The organism is Armatimonadota bacterium (genome assembly GCA_018268395.1).
Classification (GTDB): domain Bacteria; phylum Armatimonadota; class Fimbriimonadia; order Fimbriimonadales; family Fimbriimonadaceae; genus JAEURO01.
Genome location: JAFDWQ010000009.1, coordinates 364,865 through 384,681, shown reverse-complemented (window position 1 = coordinate 384,681; position 19,817 = coordinate 364,865). Strand labels below are relative to the sequence as shown.

Below are 19,817 nucleotides of genomic sequence, written 5' to 3'. Positions count from 1 at the left end.
TTTTGCGGGGATTCGCGTTACAATACGGCGGTCCGTCCGAGTTGGGACGGCATCTTTCAGGAAAGCTCATGCGAAACATCTCTTTGGCCATGACGGCCTTAGCCTGTCTGACTTGTACCGTGGCGGCCCGCGCCGCAGACCCGTTCACCGTCGACCCCGGCGATCCGTCGGTCCTTTATCCGAACTTCACCGGTGTCGACGACACGTACAACATCCAACAGACCGTCAATTACGCGCTCACCCGGTCCGGCGTCTGGCAAGGGACGCGACAGAACAGTTGCACCATTCGGTTGACTTGGAAGGGGCGTCCGTGGGTCTTGACCGATACCGTCCAGATCAACGGGAGCGGTGCGGGCATGCCGAACTTCGACCAGGTCGACATCGCCCTCGTCGGTGACGCCAAGGCGAGCCTGATCGAATACCGACGGTCGCCGCTGGGGCCCTTCCGCGGGTCGCGGGCCGCTTTCCGGACCTGGGGCGTGAAACGGTGCCGGTTCGAGAACATCGGGATCCGCATCGCCGGTGACGCGATGTCCCAGGCGCAGGCTGCCAAGAACATGGTCGGCTTTATGGTCGACAGCCGTCCGAACGCGTTCTCTTCGTCCTGGAACTCGTTCGTGAAGTGCCGGGTCGAGTTCGCAGGGAACACGACGACCGGGACCGGCTTCCTGATCGGGGCCGAAGCGCCTGGAGCGGCGGGCGCGGACTTCTCCGTCAACAAGTTCGACCATTGCGAAGTCTCGAACAGCGCCGTCCAAGGGGCCGGGATGACCGCACGACAGAAGACGACCCTTGCCGTGTCCAGCGGGCACACGGGGTTCGCCCTTGTCGGGACGAACAACCTCGCCGAGACGTTTACAGACTGTAGCGTCAACGGCTTGGCCGTCGGTTTCAAGGCCTTTGGACACTCGACCACGGTGGACGGACGGGACGTCACGTTCCCGGCCGGCGGTTCGGGAAGCATGTTCCGAAGCTGCGGCGGCTCCTACGTCGGACTGGGTTACTGGTTCGACGGAGGTTTCAAGATGCACATCGACGGCGGTCGCTGGGAGCACGTCGGGAGCTTCCTGCTGGTGGGTACGCCGTTCCAGAACCAAGGCACAGGAGGGAGCCTCGTGCTTCGTAACGTGACCTGTCAGAACTCGCACCACTTGCGCGTCGACAACGGCTTGACCTACCGGGGCGAGCTGCTCGGCTTCCATAGCCCGAGCCGGATCATCGTCGAAGGCTGTCAGTTCAGCGACTACGGGCGAGACGGACGGCACGACGACGAATCCGGCGATCCGGTCACCTTCGCGACACAAGGCGGTTATGCCCCGCTCGTGCTCGACATGAACGTCGGTCAAGGGCAACCCAACGACTCGAGGCGGTGGCCGATCGTCCACTGGGACGGGAACGTCGTCTCGAACATCGGCGGACAAGAGCCGTTCGATCCTTACACGTCGGACGTCGGTTCGGTCTTCACATCGGTGCGTGGCCAGTGGCGACTGGTCAGCGACGGCATGACGAAGGTCGTCGCTCCTTAGGCGCCCGTGTGCGGCCCTCTTCCGGCCAGGTGGTAACGTCTGGCCGGAATGGGTTCCTGGAACGCACGCTGGATCAGCTGGTCGCAACATCCCGACGGCGACTTAGGGGCCTACCTGTTCCGGCGCGAATTCGAAGCGAAGCCGGGGCAGTCTCTGGCGGTCAAAGTGACCGCCGACCAGAGGTACCGCCTCCTCTTGAACGGCGAAGCCGTCGGAGAGGGGCCTCAGCGCGGCGACGGCATGCACTGGTTCTACGAGACGTACGATCTGGCCCCGCAGCTCAGGGCCGGCAAGAACGTGCTTGAGGCCGTCGTCTGGTCGTACGGCCGTTATGCCCCAATGGCGCAAATGGGGCACCGACTGGCGTTCCTGTTACAGGGCGACGGTGTTTCGACACCAGACGGATGGAAAGTCGCAAGGATCGCCGGACGCGCGTTCGAAATGCTCCATTCCGAAGTGGGCCCGTTCTACATCGACATCGGACCGGGCGAGACGATCGACCTTCGTGCGCTGGAAGCTCAAGACTGGAAGGATCCCAACGTCGTCGGACACGCCTTGGAGCGCGGGGAATGGGCCGGCGATTCGCCTTGGAACTTGATCCCGCGTTCGATCCCCGCGATGCGCTGCGAGCTCCGGACCAAGCCCCCGATGGTCGTCGACCGTTCGACCGACGACCGGAATCCCTTCGGCTCACTGATGCTCCATGGCGGCGAGAAAGTACTGTTGGACTTCGGCGAGTTGGTCTGCGGCTATCCCGAGCTCTCGTTCGAAGGACCAGAGGGGGCCAGCGTCCGTGTCACGTACGGAGAGGGGCTCTTCGACAAGGGCGGCAACAAAGGGGACCGCGACAAGGTCAAAGACAAACGGATCCTGGGTTATCAAGACAGGTTCGTCGTCGGACGTCCGCCCCGCGACGGTGGGCCGGCCGTCCAAGGCCTTCATGCGGCGGAAGCGGGAGCGGAGGCGAGCGTGTCCACCCTTTGGTGGAGAACTTGGCGGTACTTGCAGCTCGAATCCGACGCCCCGGTCCGGCTCGCCAAGTGTTCTGTCCGGGAGACGGGATATCCCTATCGCGTGGAATCCTCGTTCCGAGCGGACGACCCTTGGGTCGCGAAAATCTGGGACGTCGGTGTCCGGACCGCTATGAGGTGCGCCGGCGAGACGTATTTCGACTGTCCCTATTACGAACAGCTCCAGTACGCGGGCGACACGAGGATCCAGGCCCTGGTCCATTCTCTCTTGTCCCGTGACCGCGCGCTCCCAAGGAACGCCGTCGAACAGTTCGCTTGGTCGTTGCTGCCAGAGGGCCTGACACAAAGCCGGTATCCGAGCCGCGTGACGCAGGTGATCCCCCCGTTCACGCTCTTCTGGATCCAAATGGTCTGCGACCAACGCCTGTACGACACTGTCCAAGACCGCCGCTTGGCGGACGTCGCTTCTTCCGCATTGCTGGCCGTGGAGCGATGGATCAAGGACGGCCCTGAGTTCTGGCCGTTCTCCGATTGGGTCGACGACTGGCCGATGGGGATCGCTCCAGGCGGACGGCGCTCGAAACTGCTGGAAGCCCTCTTCCATTGGACGTCACTGACGGTGAAGAACATGCCGCCCGTCGACGGCCGACAAAACGTGACGAGTGGAGACTCCGGTTCGAAGTTGCGTCACATCGACGACGTGTTCGTGAAGGAGGGCGGTTTACGGAAGTCGACCAGCGGCGGCGAGTGGGGGCCGTCCGAGCATCTTGAAGCGATCGTCCGCCTCTGCCAGTCGGCCGAAGGGCGGAGACCTGACCCCTGGCCGACCGAAGCCCTGGCCCAGGCCAAGGCGTCTCAGACGACCCTGTACTTCTCCTATTACAAGCACCTCGCCATGGCGGCCGCCTCCGGACCGGACTTCGATTACATGTCTCGACTCGGGCCCTGGAAACGGATGATCGAAGACGGACTGACGACGTTCGCCGAAAAGGAAGACCCGGTCCGAAGCGATTGTCACGCGTGGTCGGCTCATCCCTTGCTCGGGTTCCTCCAGACGGTCGCCGGAGTCACAAGCTCGGCTGTGGGCTGGGTCGAGGCCCGGATCGAACCGAAACCGGGAAGGCTCAAATGGTTCGAGGCCGACATTGCTCACCCACAGGGTGATTTGCGCGTCGTCTACCGCGACGGCAGGCTCGATGTCGACTCGCCCGTCCCTTACACGCTCGTCTGGAAAGGGCGCACCGACCGACGGCCTGCAGGCAAGGGTCGTTTCTAGCCGCCGATCGTCTCGAACGTGTTCGGATAGAAGCGGAACTCGAGTCGGACGTCGCCCGTCGGGCGCCATCCGTCGCGCTTCCAGAACGCACCCTGGTCACCGATCTGCCAGCCGTCCTTGGGCGAAGTCGAGACGGTGTGGAAGACGAACCCCTTCGGATACTTGACCGAGAACTGGAACTGTTCGAGCGCCTCGTCCTGGTCGAACACGGTGAAGCGGACGAACCGCTCGACGAGGTCTTGCCCTCCTTTGGGCAACGGCCGGGTCAAAGTCGACTCGAACGCTTTCCATTCACCGGACTGGAACGAAACCGGAAAGTCCCACCACTGTGACCATCGCGACTCGACGTTCGGATCGGCGTAGAGGCCCCGTCGCGGGACCGAAATTCCACCCCACGTCGCGGTGATGCCTGTCTTGAAGAACTCGGTGTCTCCTCCGTCTCCGATCACCGGCACGATGATCCGCCCCTTGAGAGGTCGATCGCCCGTCGACTTGAACAAGGTTTTCACCCGGTACGTGACGTCCTTCCGGGACAGTGTGACGTCGACCTTGTGGAAGACCGTCCTGACACGGGCGGCGTGAACGTCGTCCGGAACCCACCTTGGAGTACCGGACCATGAAACAGGCGGGACGATCAGGCAGGAGACGGCAAGCAACGGTGTCATAGGAAGACCCTTCTAAAGGTATGACGGTTATCTGTGCCTGCCGCACGTGCCGGCTGAGGACTTCGGACAGCCAAACGGTAGGGTGATGGACGAGGAGCCGTTCTGTGCGACGAGTCCTCGGTCGAGGGCGAAGGGGACCGTTCCCGACCATAAGGTTGAGAACGGTCACTGCAGGGCGAATTCGTGCATCGCTTGTGGGACGGCGGTGTCGAACCCGACCACGTCCAACATGCCCGGATCGTGGGGGTCGGCGATCGTGAACCGGTTCGCGCACATTCCCACGACGATCAGTTTCGCGCCGATCCCGGTCTTCTGGCGGTAGTCCTCGAGCGCTTGAACCGGATGGACCTTGCCGAACCAGGTCTCGCTGTCCGTGTAAACGATGAAGACGTCGGCCTCGACCTTGTTCCTTTGAGCCCAGATCATGGGCAGCGCACAGTCGGTCCCACCGAAGTTCACGTTCCGCGTGTGCTTCAAGGCGTCGGCAAGACGCATCTTTGGCGACAGTGGCAACCTTTTGAAGCCGTTGGCGAACGCCATCGGATGGCACGACTGTTCGGCGGTCAAGGTCACCATGGCCATGGCCGTCGCCGCTTCACACGCGCTCAGGCTCGATCCCGCGACGGTCGCCGAAGACATCGAACCCGAAACGTCGATCCCGAGCACGTACCGCTTCTCCGTCGGCTCCACCGAACCGAAGGCGAGCACGAACGCCTCGTCGAGAGCGTCCACGATCCGAGGCACCGGCTCCCACTCGCCTGAACCGCGGAACCCCCGTCCCTGCGCATAGGTCGCATGGGCGACCAACAGGGCCAGAGGGTGCAAGCGCGCCCTTCGGATCAACGTCTCGTTGCCCAGTCGCTCGGTCACAGCCTTCGTCGCTCGGGATCCCGGCGACAGCAGACCGCAACGGGTCATGTTCGCCAAGTTCCGGACCATCGCTGTGACAGGCATGTCTTCGAGAAGAGCTTCCCAGACTTCCGGCTTTGTCAGGAGCGTCGTGGGCACGCACTCGCGAGTCAGTTTTGACTCCCGGACGATCGCTGCGGCCGCCTTGGGGTCGACCGTCGCCTTCAGTCGCTCGAACGCTTCGATCCGCCCGTTCTGACCGACGATTTCGTCGTCGACGATCCACTTGAACAAGACTCGGTGGGCTTCCGATGGCGGTTTCGGGTGCGAGAGACGGAGCAAGTCGCGGTGCGACCAACCGCCCCGCTGCTGGTACTTGAGGGCCTGGTAGGTCAGGTCCTCGGGATCGCTCTTGACGTACCAGTTTGCGATCGCTTTCCGCATCCCGCGCCCCCAACCCCGCAATTGCTCGGCCTCGGCGACGAACTGGAACAAATGCGTCCCCGTCCTGCAGACCGTCGGCAGGGCCGCGAAGGCCGCCTGCCGGGTTTCCGTCTCTCCGAACGCCGAGGCAAGGGCAAGGGCGAAGATCGCAGGATCGTTTTTGGGCGCCCGTCCGCTCTTGCTGACTTCGGCTGTGCGCTGGACGAGCCGGAGACCCTCGGTCTTCGCCAGGTCCAAGGCGTTCTGCGCTTGAGCCACGGTCAACGCCGGCTCGGAAGCGTAATACGTCCCTCCTTCCGTTCCCAAGATCAAGAAGCGGTCCAGCAGCTTCCAGGGATCGATCGCCCAGGAGTGCCCTCCTGCGCTGTTCGGGACCTGGCCGCTACCGGGGATCGGACGGATTTGCGCTGTCCGTCTCTTGCTGAAACGGGTCGTGAACTTCATGTTCGTTTCGTTCTCCTTGTGATCGTACCGATCCTCCGGACAAGTCACGGCTTGGGCGTGTGGTGCTCTACCCCTGAGCTACAGGCCCGAGGGACAGGACGCGCCCGCTGCACGGCGGTCGTGGACGCTCCATGTCCCAGGGGCCCGGCAGGATTCGAACCTGCGGCCTCCCCGGTCGTTAGCGGTAACCCAGGCACTTCGGCCCGGAGGATCGATGGCGTGTCCCAGATGTCCGGGAACAGTGACGACGGGCGGTCAGCCGCCCGAAAAATCGGTCGAAAAGGCCTTCAGGCCGATGGGCAAAAATCGAGACGGAGCCTAATAGGCGGGTGTCCGTACTCTGCGGCCCATCGACCGGTCCAGCGTCGGGCTCGTGCGGCCGGCCGGAACGATCGTTTCCGGAAAGCGCACGGCCAGGAATCGTGTCGTGTTCCCCTCGGTGGCGTGGCCGACGGCTACGTCGGCCGGCTCAGCGACGTGGACTCATCGTCGCTCGGCCCGCACGGATGCGCCGCGCGCACCAAGGGTGACTGGATTCGTCAAAGGGGAGGGTGGAACCCGCCCGCGCTCGTTCTTCGGTTTCTGAGCGCAGGCTTCGTCGGCGAAGGCCGGCTCAGAAGAGGACTGGTCTTGAGATGCTCGCCCAAAGGGCTGCGTCGCTGCTCTTCATGTCGTTGTTGGTCCGTGCCCGTAAAGACATCGGTCTTCGGGGAGACGAATCATAGCACCGGAAGGTCACTCGGTCTCGACAGTGGCAGGCCCATGGTCCCGAAAGCCGGCAGGTTCCGACGTCAAGGCTCGTTCCCCCAGAGCGGTCCTCCGCCCCGCTCTCGGCGCCACGCGTCGCGCCACTTATGGATCTCGACGACCCCGATCTCCGGACGCGGCAACCGTTCGCCGGCGGACGGCAAAGGCGGGAACGGACGGGAAGGCAACGTCTGGTACCAGTAGGCGACGGACGAGATTTCGAGCGCCAGCACGTTCGCGTGACCGTGCTCGATCGATGCGCGAAGCGACTTCTGGAACCTGACAGGGTCCTCGATGTGGAAGCGGTACAGGTGCGTCTTCCCGATCCATCCGAACCGGCCGGAGCCGTTGTCCCGTCCGGGAGCCCGGGCGCATCCGAAGTAAGGGTGAAGATAGACGGTGTCCGGGCACCAACTCATGTTGAAGTAGTCCTCGGTCCCCGTCCCGTGCGCCGAACCCGGCCACGGTTCGCCGTCCACCAAGAACATGTCGTCGCCTTCGCCGTACCAGACCGGCCCGGGCGAATGGACGTAGTAGTTCAGTCCGACGAAGTGCCCGCGGCCCTCGCATTCGCAGATCACGTAATTGCCCCGGTCGGAGGGGTTGACCGGCTCGGGCCCAAGGATGGACCACTCGTTCTCTGAGTCGCCTTCGGGCACTGTGAGCTCTTGGTTGTACCAAGAGTGGAACCTCGGGACGTCGAGCTCCACGGCGTCGTGCTCTTCATAGTCGACGTAGTAGTAGAAAGCGTCGATCGGCTCAGGGCCCTGGTTCTCGACCGTGATCCTGGCGCCCTGTCCAAAGGGCATCGGCCAATAGGAGACGAGGGCGTGGCCTTCTTTGGGGGCCGAAGCGAGAGGGAGCGACACGAAGTCGTATTTCATGCCCCACCCTTGGCCGAAGAAGTCGCCCAGAGGCGCTTCGACCGAAGGATGCTCCTGACCGTCCCAGTACATCCGCAGGACCAGGTTCTTCCTCGACATCAGGTCCTTACTGCTCAGCGTGATCCAGATGTGCCGCACGATTCCCGCGCCTGGGATGTCCGCCAGGACGAACGTTTCCCCGACGCCGAAGCTCCGTGAATCACGGTTGCCCCCGCTCGGGTCATAGCTGGACACACGCTTGGAGCGGGCCGTGGAAAGGGTCAAGAGGCCGTCGAGCGGGCTCGGCATCGGGCAAGAGTACTCAAAGCTGGGCGCGGTCTGGCGAACCAGGAGTCGTCCCGTCCCCAGTCGGCGGCGCCTGCGGCTGCCCGCCCTGGTCTGGTCGTCGGACCCCGTCCACGGGTGCGTCCGGGACGGTGCCGCCTTCCGTTGCTGACCGGTCTTTGTCCCCGGCCGGCTGATTGAGCTTGTTCGATGCCGGGATCTCGGAAGGCATCATCATCGTTTGGCCCCGCCCCATCCCGACGGGCGAGTACGACGGGTTGGAACAACCGGCCGCACCGGCGAGGACGGAGACGCCTATGACCCAGAGTCCCACGCGCATGCTGTCCTTTATTGTGGCCCAATACCCTCGGTTCTCGACCGAAGGTCTACTTTACGCTTCGTCCCCCCAACCAGGGGCGCCCGGCCTCCTCTGAAGCCATTCGTGCCTCCAACGGTGGACGGATTCGACGATCGTCGGCTTTCTCGGCGACCGGGCCGACGCGGGCGGAAGTTCGGGAAAAGGACGTGACGGGTGCGACTGGTACCAATACGCGACGCTCGCAAGATCAAGGACCAGGCCGTTCGCGTGTCCGTGCTCGATCGAGGCCCTGAGGCTCGACCTGAACCGGATCGGGTCTTCTAGGTGGAAGCGGTAGTAGTGCATCCGGCCGAGCCAACCGAACCGCGGATCGTCGTTGTTCCTCCCAGGGGCATAGGCGATGCCGAAATAAGGGTGCAGGTAGTGCTCGTCCGGCCCCCAAGCCGTGTTGAAATAGTCTTCGGTCCCGGTACCGTGGAGGCCTGGCCAGGGCTCGCCGTCGACGAAGAACATGTCGTCCCCTTCGCCCGGCCAAGGGGGGCTCGGGGAGTGGACGAAGAAGTTGACACCGACGAAATGGCCCGTGCCTTCGACGTCACAGAAGACGTAGTTGTCCCGGCCCGTCGTGTTCTTCGGATCGGTCGAACCGTCGATCCACGCGTTCTCACGTCCGTCACCGGACTCGTTAAGGGTCAACTCCTGGTTGTACCAAGCGTGGAACCGGCCCTCGTCCTCCCCGATGTCTCCGTGCTCGGTGTCGACGTAGTAGTAAAAATGGTCGCAGTCGTGGGGTCCTTGGTTCTCGACCGTGATGCGGGCATGGCTCCCGAACGGCATAGGCCAGTACGACACGAGCGACAAGCCGTCTCTCGGCGCAGCGGCTAAAGGAAGGGACGTAAAGTTGTAGTTGAGAGCCCAACCTTGACCGAAAAAGTCGCCGATCGGGGCTTCGACGCTCGGATGGTCTTGCCCGTCCCAATACGCCCGGATCACCATGTTCCTCCGGATTTCAGGATCGTCCTTCGCGAGCATCGTCACCCAGAGGTGTGTCACCCGGCCGGGGCCCGACGTGTCCAAAAGAGTGTGGGTGGCGCCTGCTGGGACGGCCACCCAATCATCGTTGCCGCCGGAACGGTCGTAGCTGCTCGAACGGTGGCACGTCGCAGATCGGATTCGGGAAACGGTCGAGAGCGGTCCAGACACGTATGGATTATGTTGCGTCCCTGGGCTCTGAGGTGTCCGTCGGTAGACTCAAGACATGGCTGTCAGAGTCGGCATCAACGGTTTCGGACGCATCGGACGCCTTTCGCTCCGCACGATCATCGAGCGGCATAAGGGGAACATCGAGGTGGTCGGTCTCAACGACCTGACGGACGTGGCCACGAACGCCCACCTCTTCCGGTGGGACACGGTCTACGGCCCTTACTCTGGCGACGTCAAGCACGATGACGATTCGATCCAAGTCGCGGGTTACGACATCAAGGTCTTCAAGGAAACCGACCCGGGCAACATCCCGTGGGACAGCGTCGGCGCCGACATCGTCGTGGAGTCGACGGGCCGGTTCACGGATGCGAACCTCGCCAAGGCGCACCTGGGCGGTAGCGTCAAAAAAGTCCTCATCAGCGCTCCGGCCAAGAACGAGGACGTGACGGTCGTTTTGGGCGTGAACGACGAGATGTACGATCCGGCGTCGCACCACATCGTCAGCAATGCGAGCTGCACGACCAATGGCCTTGCCCCCGTCGCGAAAGTCCTTCACGATAAATTCGGCATCGTCAAGGGCCTCTTGACGACGGTCCACGCCTACACGAACAGCCAGAGCACCGTCGACACCGCCAAAAAAGACCTTCGGGACAGCCGTGCTGCCGCCGAGAACGTCATCCCGTCGTCGACGGGCGCGGCCAAAGCGGTCGGGCTCGTCATCCCCGAACTGAAAGGCAAGTTCACGGGAATGGCGTTCCGCGTACCCGTCCCCGCCGTCAGCGTCGTCGACTTCACCGCTCAGCTCAAATCGGCGGTCAGCGCGGAGCAGATCAACGCCGCGATGAAGGAGTACGCCGCAGGCCCGATGAAAGGGATCCTGCAAGTCACCGACGAAGAACTCGTGAGCACCGACATGCGCGGGAACGAGCACAGTTCGATCTTCAGTGCCGTCGACACGATCGTCATCGAAGACATGTGCAAAGTCGTCGCGTGGTACGACAACGAGTGGGGCTACGCCTGTCGTATCGCCGATATGCTCGACTTCATGGCGAAGAAAGGCCTTTAAACCTGGATACGTTCTGGCCCGGACGGAACGTCCGTCCGGGCTAGACTAGGCCATGCCGTTCGATCCGATCCTGACGGACGAACCCTTAAGCGAGCCCGCCAAGCAAAAGCGCAAAGACTTCGAGGCGCAGTTGATGGCCGGTTGCATGTCGATCGGCGTCATCAGCATCATCACCTATGGGCTCGTGATCTGGCCGTTCGCGGTCTTCCAAGAATATTCGCTGAACGGCCTGCTCACGATCCTGGCAGCCGGGCCTTTGGCCGCCTGTGTCTTCGGAGCCGTCGCCGGGCGGAGGCTGGCCTTAGCCGGGGCGACAGGGTTCTTCGGGGGCGCCATGGCCGGAGCGGTCTTCATGCATCTCAGGCTCCAACAAACGATGCTGGGCCGCTACACCAAGGATCTTCCCGCACCGGAGTATCCCGACCTTGTCGCCTACGCCGTGCCCGTGGGCTGGTTCCTCCTTTCGGGCTTGGTCGCACTCGTTTTTTGCCGCAGAGAGCCCTCCCAGGGATAAGACACGTCCGGGTTTCGACCGACAATGTGCCATAGAGCCTGCGCGCTCGCCTTGTGGCCGTGACAGCACCGAACTCAAAGATCGACCAATACCGGAAGAGCGCGGTGGCGAGTGCCTCCCCGCTCCAGTTGGTCGTCATGCTCTACGATGGCGCCTTGAAGAACATCGCTGCCGGCAAAGCCGCGATGGAGCGAAAGGACACGTTCAAACAGAACGAAGCCCTGTTGAAGGCTCAGAAGATCATCGCAGAACTGATCTCGTGCCTGGACATGGACAAAGGGGGCGAAATCGCCCAAAACCTCCTCGCCTTGTACAGCTTCTGCTACAACAAGCTTGTCGAGGCCAACATCGGGGACGCGACCGACGGGCTCGACCAAGCGTCTGAAGTCCTCAAAGACCTCCGTTCAGGCTGGGTCGAGCTCGAACGCAACCTCAGGGTCCAGAGCGCCGATGTCGCAGCCTGACACTCCGGCGGGCCTAGCCAGACGGCTTCATGTCTTGACGAGCCTTCTGGCCGAATCCGAACCCGACGCCGAGGAAACCGGGGCGACCCTGGTCGAGAGGCAACAAGTCCTGGACCGATTGGCTTCCCTGGAACTGGATCCCGAAGCCCGACGGTGGATCGAAGATTCGAAAGAACTGGAAGAGTCCCTTGTCCAGCGTTGGGAACTCGGACTGAAATCCATGCAAGGCCAAATGCACGCCTCCCGGCAGACGAAACGGGCGATCTCCGCGTATAAGCGGCACGAAGCCGCCCGCTAAGATGCGACAGGGGCCCTGCCGTGTCGGCAAGGCCCCTGTACCGCTTCCGACGAAGGGCTTCTAACCCTTCGGAAGGATGTAGACCAAGGCACCGTCGGACTTCGCGCGGAAGGTGGTCGGCGCCTGCCCGTTGTTCCGGATCGGATCCAGGATACGGGTCATCGTCTTGACCTGCCGCGTCGTGCTGACGTAGTTCCCGGCGTTCACGTCGACCTTGGCCACGTAGACCTTGTTCGTGTTCGAGAACGTGTAGGTCTTGATGTTGTCCCACCTGTTCGTCGAGTAGTTCCACAGGAACAGGAAGCACGTCGGAGCCTTGTTCTGCGCGACGTAGCCCTTGTAATTGAGCTCGATGCCCGCCACGTTGTTCTTGGCCGTTCCGACCGTGAACGTCGTCTGGACGGCGGTCGCGTAGCTTCCGTCTGGTTTCTTGACCGCGTCCGTGTCGTACGTCGAGTTGTCGAACGCCTTGACGGAGTTCAAGTTCCCGGACACGAACGTGCCTTCAAGGGTGCTGACCCCGTCCGGACTGTATTTCGTCCCGCCGTTGCCGCCGCTGCCCGTGCTGACCTTCCAGCTCGCGATCTCGGCCGTCCAGGTCCCGTTGTTGTTCCCGACCATGTTGGTCCCCCAGAACGTCGCGTTATCCGTCGGATCGATGCACACGGCGCCGTAATCGCCCCAGCGACCGCCGAGGCGGTAGGTCGTCGACGAGGTCGCGACCTGGACGGGCGCACCCATCGAGCCGGCCGGGTCGGACTGCTTCCTCGAGGCGATCATGACGTCGGAGACGATGCTCGAGCCGCTGCGCGTGAACATCACCGAGATATCGCCCAACGAGTTCTTGTTGATGCCGGCGAGAAAGGCCCAGGCGTCCGTCGAGAAAGCGACGTTCCCGGTCTGGGCCAACGTCGGGTTCCCGGAGGTCGGCCAGTTGCCCGGTTTGATGTCGTACCACGTGACTTGGCTCTTCTGGTTACCCTTGGCCGCGGTCGTGTGGGTCGTCAGAAGGCTTCCGCTCTGGTGGACGGCGTCGATGAGACGTCCACTGAGGCTGTCCAGGAAGACGCCGCCTTTGCTCGGAGGCGAACCGATGAAGTTGAACGACGGCACGGCAAGGGTCGTGTACACCATTTCCGGAGTCGTCGTCAGGTTCCGCCAGGCGTAGACATGGAGGCTGGAGGTCGAGTCGAGGCTACAGCCGTAAACGAGGGACGTCGTTTTGTCCGTGCTCTTCGCCACTTGGATCGTGAACGTGGACGTGTCTTTGAACGCCGTCACGACAGGCTGGCCGCCCGTGAGGAGCTCGGCCTTCTTGATGACGAACGCTTGCACGAAGCTGTTGCCCGCCGCGAACGGGAACATGTTGCCCGTGGCCACGATGGCGTCCTTGTTGAAGCCCCAGCCCGGATAGTCCAGCCAGAACTCGTTGGAGCCGTCCACACCATGGTTGTCGATGCGGTACTTGAACCAGTTGCCGTTCGGGTTCGCGTCGTCCGAGACCGCGATCAAGAAGTGGCTGGTCGAATTGTCCGCTTCGAGGCAGACCACGAAGAACCGGTTCGTCGACGTGTCGAAGAAGACCTTCGGGTCGAAGCAGAACGAGGTCGCGTTCAGACCTGAGAAGAAACCGTTCGCGCCGATATCGATCTGGTACGTCTTGCTGCCCGCTTTCGTGAAGAACGCGATCGTCGTGTTGACGACCTGAACGATGTGGCTCGTGCTGACCGCGATCTGAGGGTCGGCCGGGTACGAGTTCCCGAACGAGATCCCCGGAAACTTCGGACCGAGGTCGTTGCCCGTGGTCAACGTCGCCGATCCGGCCGTCAACGAGTTCGATCCCCCCTGCTTCGGGCGCGTCATGAAGCTGGGGTTGTTCGGCGACTTCCACGGGGTGGATACCGTTTCACTGATCTGGGGGAAGTCCTTGGTCGTGTCGTGTTTGATCCCGACGGGACCCTTGAAGGACTTGACCTTAGGGACGACGTGGGTGTCCGCGGCGAATCCAGCGCTCGTCAATGCAAAGGCCGCGGACCAAACCGCCAGCCCTCGGAGCGCGTCCGAGTATCCGATCATGAAGTTGTTCACCTGTCCTGACGGCCATTCCTCCGCGGGACGCGTGGGGCCTGTCTGTACTTTAGCAGAACAACGGGGCCGGAACAAAACCTCTGGCCCCGGAACGAGGTCTTTTCTTTAGAAAGTCCTTACGGGACCATCCAGTTCGTGATCCTCGTCCCCCACTTTCCATTGGTTTCGAGGACTTCTCCGCACGCCCAGAAACGCTTGGCGTCGGACGGGTCCATGACGATCGATTGATAGTCTCCCCAGCGGCTGTTGAAGCCGGGGTTGTGGCCGCTCGACGCGATGAAACTCAATGGCCCCATCGTGTTCAACGCGTCGGTCGAACGGTGGGAGACCCCATAGAGGTCCGCAGGGCGCGTCGGGTTGCACCGCGTCAGAATGATCGAGATCCCGCCGACGCCGTTACGACAAATGGCGGGCATGAAGAGGTTGTTCGGCGCGGCCAAGGCGATGTTCCCGCTTTGACGGCGGGTCACGGAACCGGACGTCGGCCATGAACCCACCGAGAATTCGTACCAACGGACCATCGCGCGGTTGTCGTTGCTCGCGACCTTGACCGTGTGGGCAGCCAAGAGGTAGCCGCTCCGGAACGTGCAGTCCATCATCCGGTCGGAAAGGGCGTCCAAGGTCCCACCGCCGCTGCTCGTACAGTAGCCGAAGAAGTTCAAGTACGATGGAACGGTGACCGTCGTCTCGACGTAAGACGGCGTCCCCGTCAGGTTGCGCCACGCCGAGACCGCGACCGAGGACGTGGTCTTGAGCGAAATGCCATAAGCCGTGGCCGTCACGCCTTCCAGACACTTGCCCGGCTGGATCGTGAACAGGTTGTCGTGGAACCAATAGTTGTACGACGCGGTGCCGCCCGAGAGCAGGCCCGCTTTCTTGATCGAATAGGACGTCACGAACCCGTAGGCGTTGCCGCCGAACGAAAACATGTTGCCCGTCACGATGAGGGCGTCTTTGTTGTAACCCAGCCCAGGATAGTCGAACCAATAGGTCTTCGAATTGCGGGAGATCTTAGCGTTGATCCGGTACTTTGTCCAGTTCCCGTTCGGATTGCTCGTGGCCGAAACGGCGAGTAGGATCCCGCTGTTCTGGGTGGCGTCGTCCTGCTCGATCGCCAGGACGATGAACCGGCCGCTCGTTTGGTCGAAAATGACCCGCGGGTCGAAGATGAAGTCGGTCTGGGCGACCCCGCTGAAAAAGCCGTTCCCGTCGAGGTGCTGCTGAAAAAGTTTCGTTCCCGATTTGTTGAAGAACGCGACGTCCGAATTGACGACTTGGACGATATAGGAGTAACCGACCGCGATACACGGGTCGGGCGGGTTGTAAACGGTCGCCCCCATGCCGGGGAACTTTGCTCCCGTGTCCGGTCCGATCTTGGACGGTGCGCTCGAAATCGGAAGGGCGTTCGGCACGTCGCCCGGGACTGCGGGGCTCCGCTTGGGGTTTCTCGGCGTCACCGGCCAGAGCCGCACGGACGTGTCGATCTGAGGGAAAAACCGTGTCGTCGTGTCGACGAACGGGCCGGTCAGGTATCCGTCCCCCTCGGGAGCGACAGCTTTTTCTTGAACTTGGGCGAACGACGGCACGGCCGTGAACGCGGTGCAAACGAGAAAGGCCGATAGGCGGCCGAAAAGAGTCATGGCTTTCCTGTCCTAGACGTCCGGCCCGCGCCATGCGGCTCATACCGGACGCCAGCGGCTGGTATACCTCGCCGCATGTTGACCCCAGAGCAGCATGAAGCGCTGTCCGGTGCTCGCGAGAGACTGGACGCTATCAGGGGGCATCTTTGACGTCCCCGGCTTACAGCGCACGATAGCGAAGCTCGAAGAAGAGTCGTCTTCACCCGAGTTTTGGAACGATCCGAAATCCGCACAAGCGGCCCTACGCCAGCTGTCGCGGCTGCGGGGTCGCGCCAACCCGATGCTCGAACTCGAGAAGCGCCGATCGGACATCGTCGAGTTCTACGAGATGCTGGCGGAAGACCCGGACGTCGACCTCGAGAAGGAAGCCGACCGGAACACGGTCCAGTTTCTCAAGGATCTGGATAAGTACGAGCTAGAGACCTTACTCAGTGGAGAGCACGACGACCGCAACGCGCTCGTCGAGATCAGCGCGGGCGCAGGGGGAAGCGAGGCCTGTGACTGGGCTTCGATGCTTTTCCGGATGTACACCCGTTGGGGCGAGGAGCGAGGCTACAAAGTCGAAATGCTGAGCGAGACTCCGGGCGACGTCACCGGGTTCCGGAACGTCAGCTTCGAAGTCTCCGGGCCTAACGCTTACGGCTACCTCAAGAGCGAGCACGGCGTCCACCGACTCGTCCGGATCTCGCCGTTCGACGCCGCGAACCGTCGTCACACGTCGTTCTGCAAGGTCGAGGCCTTGCCTGAAATCGAGGATTCGGAAGTCGACATCGACCCCGACGACCTGAAGGTCGAGACCCTCCGGGCCGGGGGTGCGGGCGGTCAGCATGTCAACAAGACCGAAAGCGCCGTCCGGATCACGCACGTGCCGACAGGCCTCGTGGCCTTCTGCCAGAACGAGCGGAGCCAGCACAAGAACCGCGCGAGCGCCATGAAGATCCTGGCCGCCCGCTTGGCCGAGATCCAACGTGACGCCGACTCGGCCAAGATGGCCGCGATCCGCGGGGACACAGGTCCTGCCGAATGGGGCAGGCAGATCCGGAGTTACGTCCTTCAACCTTATACTATGGTGAAGGACCATCGGACAGGTCATGAAACCGGGAACACCACGGCCGTGTTGGACGGTGATCTGACGGGTTTCATGGACGCCTTCCTGAGACGACCGCCCTCAGGCGACACCTTTATCGAGTAATCGGGGCCCCGTCGGCCCGTCTAATCCAGGACCACATATGAGCACTCTCTTCCTTGCAGGACTCTTGATCGCCCGAACGGGGGCGCAAGACGCCGCTCCCGGTCTGCCCCTTGGGAGTTCGGGCGAGTTCCAGGCGACCGCTTATAAGGTCGAGACCTTGCTCGAACAGGGCAAGTTCGCCGAAGCCGCGAAGCTCGCCGACCGTCTGCCGAAGCGACAGTTCACGTTGCACTGGGACTCGAACGCGATCCCGGCCCGGATGAAGTCGGTGTACCTGACGGCCTGCAACGAAGCCATTCAGGACTGGGGCAAGTTCGTCAAAGGCCTTCAAGTCCGGATCTCGGACAAGGGCGAGGTCAAGGTCGGGTTCAAAGAGACGCTCCCGCCCCCGCCTGACGGGGTCTTTCCCGCCGGAGCCGCCTTTTTCACCTCCGATTCGGAGAGCGAGCCCCGCATCGAAGCCGTGATCGCCCTGAAACGCGACACGCCGCCTGTGGCGATCGGGCCACGTCAGGTGCAGAACGAGGTCGGCTACGCGATCGGCGCCTACCTGGGCCTGGCTCGGAACCCTCGGGTCGCAGGCTATATGGGCCGGATCGACACTCTGGCCGACGCCCGTCTTCACGGCAACCTGAACGACGGCAGACTGGCCGAAGAGCTTCTCGCCTTTGCCGACACCCTTCGGGACGCGGCCAAGAACAAAGTCAAGTTAAAGGCCACGAAGCCGACGGCCATGATCAGCCCGACGGTCTTGAAGCACGCCGACATGAACGCCGGAGACCCGCTCCAGTTCACGGTCGAGGTGTCGAACCGGGGCAACAGCCCGTTGCTTCTGAAGGCCGTCCCTGAGTGCGGGTGCATCCACTTGACGTGCCCGCCCAAGGTCATGCCGGGCCAAGTGGGCGTGATCTACGTCGACGTCGACACGTCGCTGTTCCCCGGTGCGTTCAACAAGGCCTTTGAAGTGTTCACGAACGATCCCGATACGCCCAACCGTCGGATTCCGATCGTGTCCCGGTTCGTCCCGGCGTACCAGTTCATCTCGCCGGCCGGCGGCAACTTCATCGTGATGGACGACGTCGGGTCCAAGCAAGACGTCTTCCTCGCGATCAACCCGTCCAAACCGTTCAAGGTCAAGTCGGTCAAAGTGACCGGCATCCCGGGCGCCGCCGAGTTCGCCCCGTGGGAAGGCGTCATGGCCGACCCGATGAAGGGCGAGGACGCCCTGCCTCGAAAGGGGTACAAGATTTCGTTCCTCCTGAGCCCGACCCAACAGAAAGGCAGGATCCCGGCCGGCGTCGTCGTCGAGACCGATTCGCCGGAGAACCCGTCTCTCATCGCGACCTTCTCCGTCCAATGGGGCATCCTTGTCGAGCCCGAGCGGATCTACTTCGGTGAGATCCCGAAGAAGGACTATGCGGCTTACTTCGTGGTGAACAGGCCGGGCAAGCCGTTCAAGATCACGTCGGTTTCGTCCGACAACGAGTTCATTTCGGCGTCCTACGACATCGGACGGGGCGGCGGCTACAAGGTGACCGTCCTGCTGTCCGAGAAGGCGCCGTTCGGAGAGTTGACCGGGAACGTGACCCTTAAGACCGACGATCCCAAACAACCTGTGCTCGTCGTACCGGTCCGGGCCGTCTTCAAATGAAGCTGCTCGTCCTGGCCGCAGGCGTCTGCAGCCTGGCTTTCGGGATGTTCGCGAAGTCCCCGGAGAGTCAGGGGACGACCTTGGTCGTCGCCGGAGACCTTTTCGGATATCTGGCCCCTTGTGGCTGTACAAAACCGATGGCCGGAGGGGTCGCCCGTTGGGCGTCCGCCGTCAAGGCCCTAAGGGAGCAGGGCGAGACCGTCGTCGTCGTCAACGGCGGGCTGGTCGACGCCGTCGAACGCCAAGACGAACTGAAGGCCGAAACCTTGGCCGAAACCTTTAAGCTGGCCGGGGCCGACGCTGTCCACCTGACAGGTCGGGAAGCCCGCCTTGGTCTCGGACAGCTCGGTTCGATCGACAGGCTCTCGGGAAACGCACTGGTCACGTCGTCGATCGCCGAATCCCCGACGTTCGAATACCGGCGGTTCATAGAGTCGGGACCCTTTCTGATCGGTGCCGTCGAGACGAATCCGGACGCCCTGGCTGCGAAGCTCGGCGAATCGAAGGTCGATCCGGACAAGGCGGTCTCCGAGCTGCTTTCCGAAGCTCAGGCCAAGGGGCTTGCCCCTGTCTTGCTTTTCGCCGGGGACGAAGACATGGCGAGGGCTGTCGCCAAGTCGCGGCCCGGCTTGGCCGCCATCGTCTACCAAGGGTCGTCGCCGCCGAGCGCTAAAGCTGAAACCGAAGGCTCGACGGTCTTGTTGACGCCGGGGGAAAAGGGGCGGGTGCTCGTGTCCGTGTCCTGGGACGGCCGATCGTTCCGCGACTACAGAGTCTTGTTGCTAGGCCCCGAGTTCAAAGACGATGACGACGCGGCACGGGCCAACCTTCGATACCTTGACCGCGTGACCGAGGAGAAGCTGCTCGAGCGGATCCCCCGTGCCGACGGTCCAGACTTTGCCGGCAGCGAAGCGTGCGGCGACTGCCACAGCGACGCGATGAAGGTTTGGAAGGCGTCCGGACATGCGAAGGCCCTGAAAACCCTCGAAGACGTCCATCACGACCGGGATCCGGACTGCGTGCACTGTCACGTCGTGGGGCTGGGATCGACAAAGGGTTTCATGGACCGCGCGACGACGCCGCGCCTGGCGGACGTCGGTTGCGAGTCGTGTCATGGACCAGGGGCGGCCCACGCCAAGGATCCTGGCGGCGCGAAGATGGGGACGGTCGGGCCAAAGTCCTGCCAAGGCTGCCATGTCGGCGACCATAGCCCTAAGTTCGAATTCGACACCTACTGGCCCCAGATCAGGCACTAGTGTGGAAAACTTGCGGAAAGCCGCTGAAAGTCCAGTCCTTTAACGCGAAGTTCATC

General features: G+C 62.7%; 16 protein-coding genes. 9 read left to right on the top strand and 7 right to left on the bottom strand.

The window, feature by feature from the left end; translation table 11 throughout:
• Positions 1-68 precede the first annotated feature (68 nt).
• Both JST30_15300 and JST30_15295 read left to right on the top strand, forming a co-directional pair.
• Entirely contained in the window at positions 69-1,526 is a 1,458-nt protein-coding gene (locus JST30_15300) for a hypothetical protein (GenBank protein ID MBS1715694.1), read from the top strand.
• Between the two features lie 48 nt (positions 1,527-1,574).
• A complete protein-coding gene (locus JST30_15295) occupies positions 1,575-3,773 on the top strand; it encodes a family 78 glycoside hydrolase catalytic domain (protein ID MBS1715693.1) in 2,199 nt (732 codons plus the stop codon).
• Here JST30_15295 and JST30_15290 read toward each other — a convergent pair.
• The 5 genes from JST30_15290 to JST30_15270 form a co-directional block, all read right to left on the bottom strand.
• Positions 3,770-4,438, bottom strand: coding sequence for a hypothetical protein (locus tag JST30_15290; GenBank protein ID MBS1715692.1), 669 nt, complete (start codon positions 4,436-4,438; stop codon positions 3,770-3,772). The genes JST30_15295 and JST30_15290 overlap by 4 nt on opposite strands.
• 165 nt (positions 4,439-4,603) lie before the next feature.
• A complete protein-coding gene (locus JST30_15285; protein ID MBS1715691.1) occupies positions 4,604-6,175 on the bottom strand; it encodes a TROVE domain-containing protein in 1,572 nt (523 codons plus the stop codon).
• A 791-nt stretch (positions 6,176-6,966) separates the two neighbouring features.
• Complete coding sequence (locus JST30_15280; protein ID MBS1715690.1) at positions 6,967-8,094, bottom strand: DUF2961 domain-containing protein; 1,128 nt, start codon at positions 8,092-8,094, stop codon at positions 6,967-6,969.
• Between the two features lie 13 nt (positions 8,095-8,107).
• A complete protein-coding gene (locus JST30_15275; GenBank protein ID MBS1715689.1) occupies positions 8,108-8,410 on the bottom strand; it encodes a hypothetical protein in 303 nt (100 codons plus the stop codon).
• 51 nt (positions 8,411-8,461) lie between these two features.
• A complete protein-coding gene (locus JST30_15270) occupies positions 8,462-9,592 on the bottom strand; it encodes a DUF2961 domain-containing protein (protein ID MBS1715688.1) in 1,131 nt (376 codons plus the stop codon).
• A gap of 55 nt (positions 9,593-9,647) precedes the next feature.
• Here JST30_15270 and gap point away from each other — a divergent pair, with 55 nt between their 5' ends.
• The 4 genes from gap to JST30_15250 are packed head-to-tail and all read left to right on the top strand — an operon-like array spanning position 9,648 to position 11,934.
• Positions 9,648-10,658, top strand: a complete 1,011-nt coding sequence (gap, locus tag JST30_15265; protein ID MBS1715687.1) for a type I glyceraldehyde-3-phosphate dehydrogenase — start codon at positions 9,648-9,650, stop codon at positions 10,656-10,658.
• Between the two features lie 52 nt (positions 10,659-10,710).
• Complete coding sequence (locus tag JST30_15260) at positions 10,711-11,172, top strand: hypothetical protein (protein ID MBS1715686.1); 462 nt, start codon at positions 10,711-10,713, stop codon at positions 11,170-11,172.
• 53 nt (positions 11,173-11,225) lie between these two features.
• Positions 11,226-11,636, top strand: coding sequence for a flagellar export chaperone FliS (fliS, locus tag JST30_15255; GenBank protein MBS1715685.1), 411 nt, complete (start codon positions 11,226-11,228; stop codon positions 11,634-11,636).
• Positions 11,623-11,934, top strand: coding sequence for a hypothetical protein (locus JST30_15250; protein ID MBS1715684.1), 312 nt, complete (start codon positions 11,623-11,625; stop codon positions 11,932-11,934). The genes fliS and JST30_15250 overlap by 14 nt, the downstream gene beginning before the upstream one ends.
• A 60-nt stretch (positions 11,935-11,994) precedes the next feature.
• Here the strand turns inward: JST30_15250 and JST30_15245 are convergent, their stop codons facing one another.
• Entirely contained in the window at positions 11,995-14,022 is a 2,028-nt protein-coding gene (locus tag JST30_15245; GenBank protein MBS1715683.1) for a hypothetical protein, read from the bottom strand.
• Positions 14,023-14,138: 116 nt separating this feature from the next.
• Positions 14,139-15,662 (bottom strand): hypothetical protein, encoded by a 1,524-nt coding sequence (locus JST30_15240; GenBank protein ID MBS1715682.1) that lies wholly within the window; start codon positions 15,660-15,662, stop codon positions 14,139-14,141.
• 75 nt (positions 15,663-15,737) lie between these two features.
• Between JST30_15240 and prfB the strand changes: the two genes are divergently transcribed.
• The 3 genes from prfB (at position 15,738) to JST30_15225 (ending at position 19,761) form a co-directional block, all read left to right on the top strand.
• Positions 15,738-16,854, top strand: a protein-coding gene (prfB, locus tag JST30_15235; protein MBS1715681.1) for a peptide chain release factor 2 whose coding sequence is annotated in 2 segments (ribosomal slippage) — positions 15,738-15,809 and positions 15,811-16,854 — 1,116 coding nt in all. Because the reading frame shifts where the segments join, the coding sequence is not laid out codon by codon here.
• A gap of 37 nt (positions 16,855-16,891) precedes the next feature.
• A complete protein-coding gene (locus JST30_15230; GenBank protein MBS1715680.1) occupies positions 16,892-18,505 on the top strand; it encodes a DUF1573 domain-containing protein in 1,614 nt (537 codons plus the stop codon).
• Entirely contained in the window at positions 18,502-19,761 is a 1,260-nt protein-coding gene (locus tag JST30_15225; protein MBS1715679.1) for a cytochrome c family protein, read from the top strand. Before JST30_15230 ends, JST30_15225 begins: the two co-directional genes overlap by 4 nt.
• The last annotated feature ends 56 nt before the right edge of the window (positions 19,762-19,817 follow it).